The sequence below is a fragment of the Gammaproteobacteria bacterium genome (assembly GCA_022340215.1).
Lineage (GTDB): Bacteria > Pseudomonadota > Gammaproteobacteria > JAJDOJ01 > JAJDOJ01 > JAJDOJ01.
This window is the reverse complement of record JAJDOJ010000084.1, coordinates 25,299-40,230: the sequence shown is the minus strand read 5'-3', so window position 1 is coordinate 40,230 and position 14,932 is coordinate 25,299. Positions and strand designations below refer to the sequence as shown.

Genomic DNA, 14,932 nt, shown 5'->3' with positions numbered 1-14,932 from the left:
TAGCGAGCATGATGGGAGAGCGAGATCGAATGTTCACGATTTTGAGGCGCATAGTGGGCCTACGCAACGAAAAATCGGGGGCATTTGAGCCGAGCTCCCATCAGCGCAGTAGATTAATCCTCAGTCCGACAGGCTCCTAGTGCTCTGTCCAACTGATCATTGCGAGTTCAGTTAGCGTGTCAGCGTTCATGGCAAGGCGCGCGCGCTGCGCCTTGCTGCGAAACACCAGGGGAGCGCGGAATCCGTAATGATCTGCTGGACAGGGCACCTCGTTACATAACCACTTGGTTTGTGGGCGTTCGTCAACTGCTCCGAGCATCTCGCTGGCAAGTGCATCATGGTAATGGGAATGACCGCGAAAACAAAATGACCGCGAAAACATAAAGGTTCGTTTCCGGTTACCTAAAGGAGTGAGGCATGGAAAGTCTGGATCTCAGAAAAGCGGGATTGAAGGTCACCCTGCCGCGCGTGAAAATCCTCGAAATCCTCGAGAACTCCGTCGAGCACCATCTCTCTGCGGAGGATATCTACAAGATCCTGCTCGAGAGCCGGGAAGAGATCGGGCTGGCGACGGTTTACCGTGTGTTGACCCAGTTCGAGGCGGCGGGAATCGTGCACCGGCACCATTTCGAGGGAGGCCAGGCGGTCTTCGAGCTCAACCGCGGAAACCACCACGATCACATGGTCTGCAGCAAGAGCGGGAAGGTGGTCGAGTTCTTCGACGAGACCATCGAGCGTCGGCAGCGGGAGATCGCCCGCGAACACGGTTTCAGGATCACCGATCATTCACTGATCCTTTACGGAGAGTTTGTCGAGGACGACGAGACCGACGACGCGTCCTGACGCTATCGCGGCCTTATTCAAGGTTTGCTCAGCATCTCGGCGGCGTGTGCGCGGGTCTGCGGCGTGACCCTCAGGCCACCCAGCATGCGCGCCAGTTCCTCGACTCGCTGCGATTCGTTCAGGGCCTGAATGCGGGAAACGGCCGATCCACCGTTCTCTGTCTTGCTGACCCGGTAGTGGTGGTGCGCCTGTGCGGCGACCTGCGGCAGGTGCGTGACGCAGAGGACCTGCCGCTGTTCGCCTAACGAGCGCAGTTGTTGTCCCACCGTCTCCGCGACCGCACCGCCGATGCCGGCGTCTACCTCGTCGAATACCAGCGTCGGTATCTTCAGGTCGCGGGCCGCGACCATTTGGATAGCGAGGCTCAGGCGCGACAGCTCTCCTCCGGAAACGATCCGGTTCATGGGACCGGCCTGCATGCCGGGGTTGGTGCGCACCAGGAATTCCACCTGATCGCAACCGCTCGCCGACATGCGCTTCCTGTCCAGGGCGCGGGACTCGATCTGCAGCTCGCCGCCTTTCAATCCGAGCGCCTGCATGGCTTGGGTGACGTCCTTACCGAGTGTCCGCGCCGTTTCGCTGCGCCTGGAGCTCAGCACCCGGCAACGCTCCCATAACAATGTTTCCAGTTCGTGCAGCTCCTGGCGCAGCGCCGGCAGGGATCGCCCCGTGGTTTCGAGCGCGGTGAGATCGGTGCGCATTCGATCGAGATGCGATGCCAGCTCCTCGGGTGCGACCCGGTGTTTTCGGGCGAGATCGTGTATCGCGGCGAGGCGTTCATCGACAATAGCGAGCCGGGCGGGATCTGACTCCAGACCCTCCAGGTGCCGACGCAGTTCGGAGGCCAGTTCCCGGGTCTGGTCCAGGATTTCAGAGAACCCACCGCTCAGAGACTCAAGGCCGGGATCGAAAGGCAGGAGGCCCTCCAGTGTCGAGACCAGTCCGGCCAGGGATCCGTAGATCGAGTCCTCCTCGTTCTCGTAGAGGGAATGGGACATATTCCACAGGCCGTTCCGCAGCGATTCGACATGGGCCAGACGGCGCTGCTCGGCGTCCAGCGACTCGTACTCGTCGGTTCCCGGATTCAGGTCAGCGAGTTCCTGTACCTGGTACTGCAGGAGCGTCCTGCGCCCGGTCAGTTCATGTTCGTTCTCCTCCCGCGAGGCGAGCCCCCGGGAAAGTTCCCGCCAGCGCCGGTAGTCGGCGGAGAACTCGCGGACCAGCACGTCGTTTCCGGCGTGACTGTCGAGCAGCTCGCGCTGCACGTCGCTCCTCAACAGGGATTGATGGACATGCTGGCCATGAATGTCGACCAGTTGCTCTCCCAGCTCACGCAGGGTCGCCAGCGGGACGGGCGAGCCATTGACGTAACCCCGCGAACGTCCTTCGCCGGACACGATCCTACGCAACAGGCACTCGCCGCCGTTGTCCAGATCCTGTCGCTCGAGCCATCGACCTACCGCGGACAGGTCCGTGAGATCGACCTCCAGCGCCAGCTCCGCCCGTGAGGCGCCGTGCCGTACGACGCTGCGCTCGGCGCGGTCTCCGAGCAGCAGTCCGAGCGCATCGACCAGTATCGACTTACCAGCACCGGTCTCGCCGGTGAGGACGTTCATCCCGGGATTCAGTGAGATCTCGATATCCGCGGCGACGGCGAAATCACGCAGGTGAATGCGAGTCAGCATGGTCTGGGCAGTGTCGTGTCAGGGTCTCTCGCTCCACTTGAGTTTCGCCCGCAGGATCTGGAAATAGTCGAAGTCGGGCGGCTGAATGAGTCGGAGCTGCCTTTCCCTGCGGGTGATGACGATGCGGTCTTCCGGCTCGAGCTCATGGTTGACCTGTCCGTCGAACGAGACCAGGGCGGGGACCGAGTTATGGGGGCGGATCCTGATCTCGATCCGGCTCCTGGAATGGACGACAATCGGGCGGTTGCCCAGGGTATGCGGACAGATGGGCACCAGACAGATCGCCTCGAGCGTCGGGTAGACGACCGGCCCTCCCCCGGACAGGGCGTAGGCGGTGGAACCCGTCGGTGTCGAGATGACCAGACCATCGGCGAGCTGGGAGTTCATGAAACGCCCGTCGATCATCGTATCGAACTCGATCATGCGCACCATGCCGTGAGCGTGTACGACGACATCGTTGAATGCATCGCTTCGCATCAGGCAGTCGTCGGCGCGAAACACCTGGCCCTGAAGCATGAAGCGCCGGTCCTCGTTGTAGCGTCCGGCCAGGATCTCGTCGATCCGCTCGGTCATGTCCTCGGGCGAAATATCGGCAAGAAATCCCAGTCGGCCCCGATTGATGCCGACCATGGGGACCGAGGCGTCGAGCAGGCTGCGGGCCGCGTGCAGCAGGGTGCCGTCTCCCCCGACGACAACGGCGAGGTCGCATTCCGAGACGAGTCGCGAGCGTGGGTGAACCGGACAGGCTACGGGACCCAGCAGTTCGGCGGCCGATTCGTCGACCAGTACCTTTACCTGATGGGAACGCAGGTGGCTAAGCAGGCCCTGAACCGTGTCCGCCAGACGCTGATCGCCGGGCTTGGTGATTACACCGATGGTCTTGAAGGCGGGGGTGGAATGAGTGCCGGTCATTGTTGCCGTTTCTCCGGACGGCACCGGTTCGCCGGGGCGGTCCTGGCGTGTCGATCCCGCGGGTGGGGGGTTGGTCGCTCACTTAAAACTAGCATGTCACCCGTGACCTGCCAACGTGTCTCCAAACCGGGGGTGCGGGAGTACGGCCTGTCGACACCGAGGGTTAGCACCCGCGCGGCAAGAGTGCTAAGGTATGCCGCGCGAAAAAACAGGCGCCGCCATGCCGATTGACCCGACAGATCAGATTCCGCTGACAGAGCGAGAGGAGCAGTTGTTGAAGGTCCTGGTTGAGAGTTACATCAGGGCTGGGCAGCCCGTGGGTTCACGCTCTCTTGCGCGGGCCGCCGGGCTGGATGTCAGTCCCGCAACGGTTCGTAACGTCATGGCGGACCTGGCGGAGATGGGGCTGGTCCATTCGCCCCACACCTCGGCGGGCCGGGTTCCTACCACCCTGGGCTACCGAACCTTCGTGGACCGAATGCTGAAGGTGCGCCCCCTGCGGCAAGAAACCATCGCGGAGTTGAAAGAGGGTCTGGACCCGTCGCTCAGTCACCACGACCTGGTGGAGACCGCTTCGAGTCTGATCTCCGGCATCTCGCATCTGGCGGGGATCGTGACCGTGCCACGCTCGGAACGTGCGGTGCTGCGTCGAATCGAGTTTCTGGAAATGTCAGATGGTCGTACACTGGTGATCCTGGTGACAAACCGGCAGGAGGTGCAGAACCTGATCATCAAGCTCGATCGACCCTATACCGCATCGGAACTGGAGCAGGTCGCAAACTATCTCAACGAGCGTTACGCCGGCAAGGATCTGCAGGCGGTCCGCCAGGGGCTCATCGAGGAGATGGACGGTGTCCGCCGGGACATGAACCGGTTGATGGAGGCGGCGGTGGAACTCGGGGAGAAGGTGTTTTCCACGGTATCGAAGGAGCGGGAAGACTACATCGTCGCGGGACAGACCGAGCTGATGCGCTATGGTGATCTGTGCGATATGAACAAGTTGAGGCGCCTGTTCGAGGCGTTCAACCGCAAGCGGGACATCATCGCGCTGCTGGACAAGTGCATCCACGCCGACGGAGTGCAGATATTCATCGGGCACGAATCCGACTACAAGCCGTTGAACGAGTGCAGTGTCGTCTCTGCCCCCTATATGGTCGGGGAGGACGTGGTCGGTGTGTTGGCCGTCGTCGGTCCGACCCGAATGGCGTATGAAAGAGTCGTGCCGTTGGTCGATATTACCGCTCGATTGCTGGGGTCGGCATTGAAACTTAGGGAGTGACCCCCATATCGGTTCCGGAGACGGTTCAGGGATCCGCGGGTCCGTCGGAGTCGCGACGTCGGAGGCTTTTCGCCGGCACGCCAAAGGATTCGCATTCACAGGTTGCAAGAGGGGTAAAACTGAAAAATGCCTGAAAGCTCAAGAATGGGAGACGAGGACAAGATCCAACCGGGTGAGGACCCGAAAGCGAACGGGGATCAGACCCCGGAGGAACCCGAAGAGGTCGACATCGAACAGTTGCGGGTGGAACTCGAGGATGCACGCGGCCGCGCCGAGGACACCTGGCAGAAGCTGATTCGTGCGCAGGCGGACTTCGATAACTTCCGCAAGCGAAGTGATCGCGATCTGGAAAAGGCACACAGGTACGGACTCGAGAAGTTCGCCTCGGAACTCCTGAACGTTCGGGATAGCCTCGAGCTTGGCCTGGGTCACGCCCACGAGGAGGCGGATGCGGCAAAGCTGCGCGAAGGCATGGAGATGACGTTGAAAATGCTGACGCAAGCGATGGAAAAATTCGATATCGAGGAGATCGACCCGCAGGGCGAGGCGTTCGATCCCGAGTTCCATCAGGCGATGACAGCACAGGAAAATGCCTCGTTGCCGCCCAATACGGTCAGCGCCGTGATGCAGAAGGGTTACACACTGAATGGCCGGTTGCTGCGGCCCGCCATGGTGATCGTGTCCAAGGCACCGGAGGGAGCCGGGTAGCAACCGAAGGGCGCGTCTATCGCTGGGGAAGCCCTTGAATTCGGGCGCGCCGACCCAATCTACCGTCGATAGACACTGAATTTTCATCGAAATACACCCGATCCGGAGAAACCACATGGGCAAGATTATCGGTATCGACCTTGGCACCACCAACTCGTGCGTGGCGGTCATGGAGGGGGGGACGGCCAAGGTCATCGAAAACAGCGAGGGTGACCGCACGACGCCATCGATCATCGCGTTTACGGACGACGACCAGGTGCTGGTCGGACAATCCGCCAAGCGTCAGGCGGTAACCAACCCGACGAACACCATTTTTGCGGTCAAGCGCCTGATCGGTCGCCGCTTCGACGAGGAAGCGGTGCAGAAGGACATCGACCTGGTGCCCTACAAGATCGTGCGCGCCGACAACGGCGACGCCTGGGTCGAAGCCCATGGCAAGAAGATGGCCTCACCCGAGGTGTCGGCCCGTGTTCTGCAAAAGATGAAGAAGACCGCCGAGGATTACCTCGGTGAAGAGGTGAAGGAGGCCGTCATCACCGTCCCGGCCTATTTCAATGACTCCCAGCGTCAGGCGACCAAGGACGCGGGGCGTATTGCGGGCCTCGACGTCAAGCGAATCATCAACGAGCCCACGGCCGCCGCACTTGCCTATGGCATGGACAAGAAGCGGGGAGACCGGAAACTTGCCGTCTACGACCTCGGCGGCGGTACCTTCGATATCTCCATCATCGAGATCGCCGACGTGGACGGAGAACACCAGTTCGAGGTGCTCTCGACCAACGGTGATACCTTCCTCGGTGGCGAGGACTTCGACAAGCGTCTGATCGACTATCTGGCCGACGAGTTCCGCAAGGACCAGGGGATGGACCTGCGCGGTGACCCGCTCGCGATGCAGCGACTCAAGGAGGCAGCGGAAAAGGCAAAGATCGAGCTATCGTCGAGCCAGCAGACCGAGGTGAACCTGCCGTATGTCACGGCGGACAACACCGGACCGAAGCACCTCAACGTCAAGGTAACCCGGGCAAAAATGGAATCGCTCGTGGAGGACCTGATCCAGCGTACCCTTGGTCCCTGTAAACTGGCGATGAAAGACGCGGAACTGTCCAATTCCGATATCACCGACGTGATCCTGGTCGGCGGACAGACACGCATGCCCAAGGTCCAGGAGACCGTTAAGGATTTCTTCGGGCAGGAGCCGCGCAAGGATGTCAACCCCGACGAGGCCGTTGCTGTCGGTGCCGCGATCCAGGCGGGCGTGCTGGGCGGCGAGGTCAAGGACGTGTTGCTGCTCGACGTGACGCCGCTGTCCCTGGGGATCGAGACCCTCGGTGGGGTCATGACCAAGATCATCGAGAAAAACACCACGATCCCGACCCAGGCGAACCAGACGTTCTCGACCGCGGACGACAACCAGACCGCCGTGACCGTGCATGTCCTGCAGGGCGAGCGCGAGATGGCCTCGGCCAACAAGTCTCTCGGCCGGTTCGACCTGTCCGACATCCCGCCGGCGCCGCGGGGCGTACCACAGATCGAGGTCAGCTTCGATATCGACGCCAACGGGATCCTGAACGTTTCGGCCAAGGACAAGGCGACGAGCAAGGAACAGTCGATCGTCATCAAGGCCTCCAGCGGCCTGTCCGACGACGAGATCGACCGCATGGTGTCGGACGCGGAGTCCCATGCCGAGGAGGACCGCAAGTTCCACGAGCTGGTCACCGTACGTAACCAGGCGGACAATATGATCCACGCGACCGAGAAGTCGCTCAAGGAGATGGGTGACGATGTCGAGGCTGACGAGCGGAAGCGCATCGAGGATGCCATCTCTGCGCTGCGAGAGGCGATCAAGGGAGACAAAAAGGCCGATATCGAGGCCAAGACACAGACTCTGACCGAGGCCTCGGGGAAGCTCGCCGAGCGTATGTACGCCAAGCAGGCTGGCGATGCGCAGGGTGCCGCCGGTGCGCCCGGGGCGGGTGCAGGGGCATCGCAGCAGGGCGCAGGCGCCGAATCCGCCGGAAACGACGACGTCGTGGATGCCGAGTTCGAGGAAGTCGACGACAAGAAGTAAACGTCGCCGCGTCGGATACGTGAATCGCCGGGGGGTCCGGCGGTGCCCTGCGCGCCGCCGGACTTTCTGTGTCCCGTCCACCCTGTGTGGCGGGTATCAACGGCACGGGCAGGGTTGGCCGACGCGGGTCCGATGCCGGGGAAACGAGCGCCGGGTCCCGTGCGAACGGGTAGCGGGGTCCGGTTTCGAATCGAGCATTTTGTGAGAGATGTCAGAGAAAAAGGATTACTACGAGATTCTCGGGGTCGCGAAGAACGCGAGCGAGGCGGAGCTGAAAAAGGCCTACCGGCGCCTCGCGATGAAGCACCATCCCGATCGGAATGCGGGAAACACGCAAGCCGAGGTTCAGTTCAAGGAGGCCAAGGAGGCCTACGAGGTCCTGTCCGAACCTCAGAAGCGGGCTGCGTACGACCAATTCGGACACGCGGGCGTGCAGTCAGGCGGTGGTGGCGGTTTTCATGGCGGCTTCGGCGATATCTTCGAAGATATCTTTGGAGACATCTTCGGCGGGGTGCGTGGCGGGGGCAGCCGCAGGTCCCGGGGCTCCGATCTCCAGTACAACCTGGCACTCACCCTGGAAGAGGCGGTCTTCGGTTCCGAGCAGAACCTGCGAATCCCGACACGGGTGCAATGCAAGGCCTGTGACGGCAGCGGCGCGCGACCGGGCACCGAGCCTGAAACCTGCACCACCTGCGGCGGCGTCGGCCAGGTACGCATGCAGCAGGGATTCTTTTCGGTTCAGCAGACCTGCCCCGCATGCCGGGGCAGGGGAAAGGTGATTCGCAAGCCGTGTAACACCTGCGGTGGTGCGGGCACGGTAGAGGAGTCCCGGACGCTTTCGGTCGAGATCCCGGCGGGCGTTGACAACGGGGACCGTATTCGCCTCGCAGGCGAAGGCGAACGGGGTGCCAGCGGCGGCCCGCCAGGGGACCTCTATGTCCAGGTCTCGGTGAAACCCCATCACCTCTTTGCCCGCGAGGGAAACGACCTGATCTGCGAGGTACCCATCGGCTTTACGGTGGCCGCACTGGGCGGAGAACTGGAGGTGCCGACGCTCGACGGCCGGCTGAATCTGAAAATACCTCCCGAGACGCAGACTTCCCGATCCTTCAGGCTTCGTGGCAAAGGCGTCAGGCCGGTCAGGGGAGGGCTCCCCGGTGACATGATCTGCCGGATCGTGGTGGAGACCCCCGTCAACCTGACCCGTCACCAGAAGGATCTGCTGCGGAAACTCGACGAGGCAGTGCGCGAGGGTGGAGAGAAACACAGTCCCCGGGCGCACGGCTGGCTCGACGGGGTCAAAGATTTCTTCGAGGACCTGAAGTTCTGGTCGAACTGAGATGTACCAGGGTCTTTCTGCTGCGCGCATTCGTTGCGGCCGCGCAGGTAACCGGTGGGAGACGCGCAAAGGATGGGTACAAGGATTGCAATAGCGGGTGCCGGGGGTCGTATGGGGCGCAACCTGATCATGGCCGTCCAACGACACGACGGCCTGCAACTGGGGGCCGCGACGGAGCGGCCGGACAGTTCCCTGATCGGGACCGATGCGGGCGAATTGGCCGGGACCGGCGCCTGTGGCATCCCCCTCTCGACGACCCTCGAAGCGGTCGTTCAGGATTTCGACGTCGCCATCGACTTCACCCTGCCTGAGGCGACGCTCGACAACGTGCGTGTATGCGCTCGTCATGGAAAATCCATGGTCATCGGCACGACGGGCTTCGCCAGCGGGCAGCGCGATGAAATCGCACGGGCGGCGGCTGAGATCGCGATCGTGATGGCGCCCAATATGAGCGTGGGTGTCAACCTGTGCATGAAACTGGTGGAATCCGCGGCCAAGGTGCTCGGTGACGATGTCGACGTGGAGATCGTCGAGGCTCATCACCGGAACAAGATCGACGCGCCATCCGGTACGGCCCTGCGCCTGGGGGAGGTCGTGGCGGCGGAGCTCGGTCGCGATATCGAGACCTGCGCGGTGTTCGGCAGGAAGGGCAGGACCGGGGAACGCCCCCGGAATGTGATCGGATTCGAGACCATCCGCGCCGGCGACATCGTCGGGGACCATACCGTGATGTTCGCGGGCGACGGCGAGCGCGTCGAGATCACCCACAAGGCGTCGAGCCGTATGACCTTTGCCATGGGCGCGGCGCGGGCGGCGGCCTGGCTTACCGGACGCGAGGCCGGTCTGTTCGACATGTCGGACGTGCTGGGACTGTAGCCTCGGGCGGGGCCCTTTACACCGTGTTCGGTGCGCAGGGAATGCGGGGGTAGAGATGCCGGATACCCTGGCGCAGGCCGGGTTGCCGGGGTATTTTGCCCTTTGGGTTTTTCCCCGTCCGTTACGGTACGGGTATTCGGAACGAGTCGTATACAGACAGGCATTCACCCGTCTGGGCGGGTTGTCTCCCGCTTCCCATCGGGTACAATCTCAGTCCCCGCCGGTGGTGGGGACGTCTCCGCGAGCGGGAGGAACCCTGGGGTTCGTCCCGCTTTCCGTATCTGCAATCCGTGAACTTCCCGGGGGTCCGTTGACTCGTACAGCCCTGCTCGCTCTGGAAGACGGAAGCCTGTTCCGGGGTGAGGCGGTCGGCATCGACGGTTCGGCCACCGGAGAGGTCGTCTTCAATACGGCGATGAGCGGATACCAGGAGATCCTCACCGATCCGTCCTATCACAGCCAGCTTGTCGCGCTCACCAGTCCTCATGTCGGCAACGTGGGCACCAACCCCGAGGATGAGGAATCCGCACGGGTACAGGTATCGGGGTTGATCGTCCGCGACATCCCACCGCGTGCCAGTAGCTGGCGCCGACGGGCGGATCTGCCTGAGTATCTTGAAAGCAACGGGGTGGTGGCGATTTCCGGGATCGACACGCGGCGATTGACCGTCATCCTGAGAGAAAAGGGCGCACAGTCGGGGTGCATCATGGCTGGGCGGGTGGATGAGGCAGCGGCGCTGGCCTCGGCGCGGGAGTTTCCCGGTCTTCAGGGAATGGACCTCGCGCGTGCGGTTACGACGGACACGGTCTACGAGTGGCGGGAGTCGGAATGGGGGCATGATCCGGCGGATACGGGGAGGCGGGCGACAGGCAGCCGGTTTCGTGTCGTCGCGTACGACTTCGGCGTCAAGCGGAACATCCTGCGTATCCTGCATACCCTCGGCAGCGAGCTGACCGTCGTTCCGGCGACCACCCCTGCGCGCGACGTTCTGGCATTGGCGCCCGACGGTGTCTTTCTCTCCAACGGGCCGGGAGATCCCGAGCCCTGTGACTACGCCATCGAGTCGATGCGGGAACTGCTGTCGGCACGTGTCCCGCTGTTCGGTATCTGCCTGGGCCATCAGTTGCTCGCGCTGGCCTGCGGCGCGCAGACGCGGAAGATGAAGTTCGGTCACCACGGTGCGAACCATCCGGTACAGGACCTGGAGTCCGGTCGGGTCATGATATCCAGTCAAAACCATGGATTCGCGGTTGACGAATCCTCGCTGCCGGAGGACCTCGATGCGACCCACCGATCGCTGTTCGACGGTTCGCTGCAGGGGATCAGGCACAGGCGCCTGCCTGCCTTCGGGTTTCAGGGACACCCCGAAGCCAGCCCCGGCCCGCATGACGTCAGACCGCTGTTCGAGCGCTTCGTCTCGATGATGCGCGAACGCGGGAAACCGGACCGGGCTTGACACCTCGCGGGGTGTCAAGCCGCCGAAGCCACCTGAAAGGTCTTCTTCCAATCCCGGCAGGAACGGTATGCCAAAACGCTGTGACATCAAGACCATTCTGATTATCGGGGCCGGCCCGATCGTCATCGGTCAGGCCTGCGAATTCGACTATTCCGGTGCCCAGGCCTGTAAGGCGCTGCGTGAGGAAGGGTTTCGCGTGGTGCTGGTCAATTCCAATCCGGCGACGATCATGACCGACCCGGACACCGCGGACGCGACCTACATCGAGCCGATCGAGTGGCGGATCGTGGCCCGGATCATCGAGCGCGAGCGGCCGGACGCCCTGCTGCCGACGATGGGCGGGCAAACGGGCCTGAACTGTGCACTGGACCTGGTGCGCGAAGGGGTTCTGGAGAGGTTCGGCGTGCGGATGATCGGCGCCAGCCGCGACGCCATCGATATGGCTGAGGATCGTGAACGTTTTCGCCGCGCCATGGACGAGATCGGCCTGGCCTCGGCTCGATCCGCCATCGCGCACAGCCTGGAAGAGGCGAGACAGAAACAGTCCTGGCTGGGCTTCCCCACGATCATTCGTCCCTCTTTCACGCTCGGCGGCAGCGGCGGCGGTATTGCCTACAACCTGGAGGAGTTCGAGACGATCGTCAGCCGGGGCCTGAATGAGTCTCCCACCTCCGAGGTGCTGCTAGAAGAGTCCCTGCTGGGCTGGAAGGAATTCGAAATGGAGGTGGTGCGCGACGCCAACGACAACTGCATCATCGTCTGCTCTATCGAGAACCTCGACCCGATGGGTGTCCACACGGGGGATTCCATTACCGTCGCACCGGCGTTGACCCTGACCGACAAGGAATATCAGGTCATGCGAGACGCATCGATTGCGGTACTGCGCAAGATCGGCGTCGAGACCGGGGGGTCGAACGTGCAGTTCGCGGTCAATCCGCAGGACGGGCGGCTGGTGATCATCGAGATGAATCCCCGCGTCTCGCGTTCCTCGGCGCTGGCCTCCAAGGCAACCGGCTTTCCCATCGCGAAGGTGGCCGCTAAACTGGCGGTCGGGTATACCCTCGACGAGTTGCGCAACGAGATCACCGGGGGTGCGACACCCGCCTCGTTCGAGCCGGCCATCGACTATGTCGTCACGAAGGTGCCGCGCTTCACCTTCGAGAAGTTTCCACTGGCGGATAACCGGCTCACGACACAGATGAAGTCGGTCGGCGAGGTGATGGCGATCGGGCGCACCTTCCAGGAGTCGCTGCAGAAGGCGCTGCGTGGGCTGGAGATCGGCGTCGACGGACTCGATCCTGTGTTGAGCGACGACAGCGAGGACACCCCAACCGTGCTGAGTCGCGAGCTGCGCGAAACCGGTCCGCACAGATTGTGGTACGTGGCTGACGCATTCCGCCGGGGCATGGATCTGGAGGAGATACAGGATCTGACCTCGATCGATCCCTGGTTTCTGGCGCAGATCAGTGAAATCGTCGATCGCGAGAGGGAACTCGACAAGGAATCACTGGATTCGATCTCTAAGGACGAGCTGTGGCACCTGAAGCGCCGTGGGTTTTCAGACCGCAGGCTCGCACGTCTGCTTGGCGTCGACGAAGGCGAGGTCCGGGCGCGTCGCTGGTACCTGGGCGTCCATCCGGTATACAAGCGGGTCGATACCTGCGCGGCGGAGTTCGCCAGTACAACGGCCTACATGTACTCGACCTACGAGGAAGCCTGCGAGGCAAGTCCGTCGGCGAGAGACAAGATCATGGTGCTTGGCGGCGGTCCCAACCGGATCGGTCAGGGGATCGAATTCGACTACTGCTGTGTTCATGCCGCGTTTGCGTTGCGAGAGGACGGCTTCGAGACGATCATGGTCAACTGCAACCCGGAGACCGTCTCGACCGACTACGATACTTCCGATCGCCTGTATTTCGAGCCGCTCACGCTCGAGGACGTGATGGAGATCGTGCGGGTCGAAGCGCCGAAGGGGCTGATCGTGCAATACGGCGGTCAGACGCCACTGAAACTGGCGCGAGACCTTGAGGCTGCCGGTGCTCCGATCATCGGCACCTCTCCGGACTCGATCGACCTCGCCGAAGATCGCGAGCGATTTCAGGGGCTGCTTCATGAACTTGGATTGCGGCAGCCGCCCAATGCCACTGCGCGAAATGAGGAGGACGCGGTACGTCTCGCGCGTGGCATCGGTTATCCGGTCGTCGTGCGTCCGTCGTATGTGCTGGGCGGGCGGGCCATGGAAATCGTGTACGGCGAGGAAGATCTCCGCCGTTACATGACCGAGGCTGTGCAAGTTTCCAACGATGCCCCGGTGCTGCTGGATCGCTTTCTCGACGATGCCGTCGAGGTCGATGTCGACGCGATCTGCGACGGTGAGGATGTGTTGATCGGCGGGATCATGGAACATATCGAGCAGGCCGGTGTACACTCCGGCGACTCGGCCTGCAGCCTGCCGCCGTATTCCCTGACCGAAGCCTCACAGCATGCCATGCGCGACCAGGTCGCCCGGATGGCCCACGGGCTCAAGGTTAGGGGTCTGATGAATACCCAGTTCGCCATTCAGAACGGGGACGTCTACGTGATCGAGGTCAACCCGAGGGCCTCGCGGACCGTTCCCTTCGTTTCCAAGGCTACCGGGCTGCCCCTGGCAAAGATCGCCGCACGCTGTATGGCTGGCACCGGGTTGCGTGCCCAGGGTGTGTCGGAAATCGACCGGAGCACCAGTTTCTCGGTCAAGGAGGCCGTTTTCCCGTTCCTGAAATTCCCTGGCGTGGACCCGATTCTCGGTCCCGAGATGAAGTCGACCGGCGAGGTCATGGGGGTGGGCAGGACGTTCGGCGAGGCATACGGCAAGTCCCAGCTCGCTGCGGGGATGGAGCTGCCCGAGGGTGGCGCGGCACTGATCAGCGTGCGCGGGCGGGATCGGCAGGACGCGGTGGAAATCGCCCGGGATCTGGTGAAACTCGGCTTCCGGATCGTCGCCACACGGGGGACGGCTGCTGCACTTTCCGAGGGCGGCATCGACTGCGAGGCGGTCAACAAGGTCCTCGAGGGCCGGCCCCATGTCGTGGACATGATCAAGAACAACCAGATCAGCCTGATCGTCAACACGACGGAAGGCAAGCAGGCGATCCGGGATTCCTACACCATCCGCCGGGAGGCGCTCAGACGCAAGGTATGCTACACAACGACGATCGCGGGAGGGCGTGCGCTGGTCATGGCGATGCGGGCACCGTGGATCGATAACATCTACCGCCTGCAGGACATACACGAGGAGGTTGCTCAATGAACAAGGTACCGCTCACCGTCAGGGGCGCGGAGAAACTGCGTGACGAGCTCACGCGCCTGAAGAACACCGAAAGGCCGAAAATCACCGTGGCGATTGCCGAGGCGCGCGCTCACGGGGACCTGAAGGAGAATGCCGAGTACCATGCCGCTCGTGAACAACAGGGTATCGTCGAGGCGCGCATCCGTGACATCGAGGCCAAGCTGGCACACGCACAGGTCATCGATGTGACCAAGGTCCACGCGCACGGCAAGGTGGTGTTCGGCGCCACCGTCGATCTGGTGGATGAAGACACCGAAGAGGAGATCACCTATCAGATCGTCGGCGAAGACGAATCGGACATCGGCCAGGGATTGATCTCCGTGGCCTCGCCGATCGCGCGCGCCCTGATCGGCAAAGAAGTCGGTGACACGGCAACCGTCAGGGCCCCGGTCGGCGAGAGGAACTTCGAGCTGCTGGAGGTGCGCTACGTCTAGCCGG

The 14,932-nt window shown here is 62.6% G+C and carries 11 protein-coding genes; 9 read left to right on the top strand and 2 right to left on the bottom strand.

Going from position 1 to position 14,932, the window contains the following annotated elements; genetic code table 11:
* Positions 1-417: 417 nt before the first annotated feature.
* Entirely contained in the window at positions 418-843 is a 426-nt protein-coding gene (fur, locus tag LJE91_06290) for a ferric iron uptake transcriptional regulator (protein MCG6868342.1), read from the top strand.
* Positions 844-860: 17 nt separating this feature from the next.
* Here fur and recN read toward each other — a convergent pair whose 3' ends face one another.
* Both recN and LJE91_06280 read right to left on the bottom strand, forming a co-directional pair.
* Positions 861-2,528, bottom strand: coding sequence for a DNA repair protein RecN (recN, locus tag LJE91_06285; protein ID MCG6868341.1), 1,668 nt, complete (start codon positions 2,526-2,528; stop codon positions 861-863).
* A gap of 18 nt (positions 2,529-2,546) precedes the next feature.
* Entirely contained in the window at positions 2,547-3,440 is an 894-nt protein-coding gene (locus tag LJE91_06280) for an NAD(+) kinase (GenBank protein MCG6868340.1), read from the bottom strand.
* A 193-nt stretch (positions 3,441-3,633) separates the two neighbouring features.
* Between LJE91_06280 and hrcA the strand changes: the two genes are divergently transcribed.
* The 8 genes from hrcA (at position 3,634) to greA (ending at position 14,928) form a co-directional block, all read left to right on the top strand.
* A complete protein-coding gene (gene hrcA / locus LJE91_06275) occupies positions 3,634-4,719 on the top strand; it encodes a heat-inducible transcriptional repressor HrcA (GenBank protein MCG6868339.1) in 1,086 nt (361 codons plus the stop codon).
* 126 nt (positions 4,720-4,845) lie between these two features.
* Positions 4,846-5,427 carry a nucleotide exchange factor GrpE gene (gene grpE / locus LJE91_06270; protein MCG6868338.1) on the top strand — a complete coding sequence of 194 codons (582 nt, stop codon included), beginning with the start codon at positions 4,846-4,848 and terminating at the stop codon, positions 5,425-5,427.
* Between the two features lie 115 nt (positions 5,428-5,542).
* On the top strand, positions 5,543-7,495 hold the full coding sequence (gene dnaK / locus LJE91_06265; GenBank protein MCG6868337.1) for a molecular chaperone DnaK: 1,953 nt from the start codon (positions 5,543-5,545) through the stop codon (positions 7,493-7,495).
* A 208-nt stretch (positions 7,496-7,703) separates the two neighbouring features.
* Positions 7,704-8,834 (top strand): molecular chaperone DnaJ, encoded by a 1,131-nt coding sequence (gene dnaJ, locus LJE91_06260; GenBank protein MCG6868336.1) that lies wholly within the window; start codon positions 7,704-7,706, stop codon positions 8,832-8,834.
* Positions 8,835-8,906: 72 nt separating this feature from the next.
* A complete protein-coding gene (dapB, locus tag LJE91_06255) occupies positions 8,907-9,710 on the top strand; it encodes a 4-hydroxy-tetrahydrodipicolinate reductase (protein MCG6868335.1) in 804 nt (267 codons plus the stop codon).
* 310 nt (positions 9,711-10,020) lie between these two features.
* Positions 10,021-11,166: a glutamine-hydrolyzing carbamoyl-phosphate synthase small subunit gene (gene carA, locus LJE91_06250; GenBank protein ID MCG6868334.1), complete on the top strand. Its 1,146-nt coding sequence runs from the start codon at positions 10,021-10,023 to the stop codon at positions 11,164-11,166.
* A gap of 67 nt (positions 11,167-11,233) precedes the next feature.
* Positions 11,234-14,455, top strand: a complete 3,222-nt coding sequence (carB, locus tag LJE91_06245; GenBank protein ID MCG6868333.1) for a carbamoyl-phosphate synthase large subunit — start codon at positions 11,234-11,236, stop codon at positions 14,453-14,455.
* Entirely contained in the window at positions 14,452-14,928 is a 477-nt protein-coding gene (gene greA, locus LJE91_06240) for a transcription elongation factor GreA (protein ID MCG6868332.1), read from the top strand. Before carB ends, greA begins: the two co-directional genes overlap by 4 nt.
* Positions 14,929-14,932 lie beyond the last annotated feature (4 nt).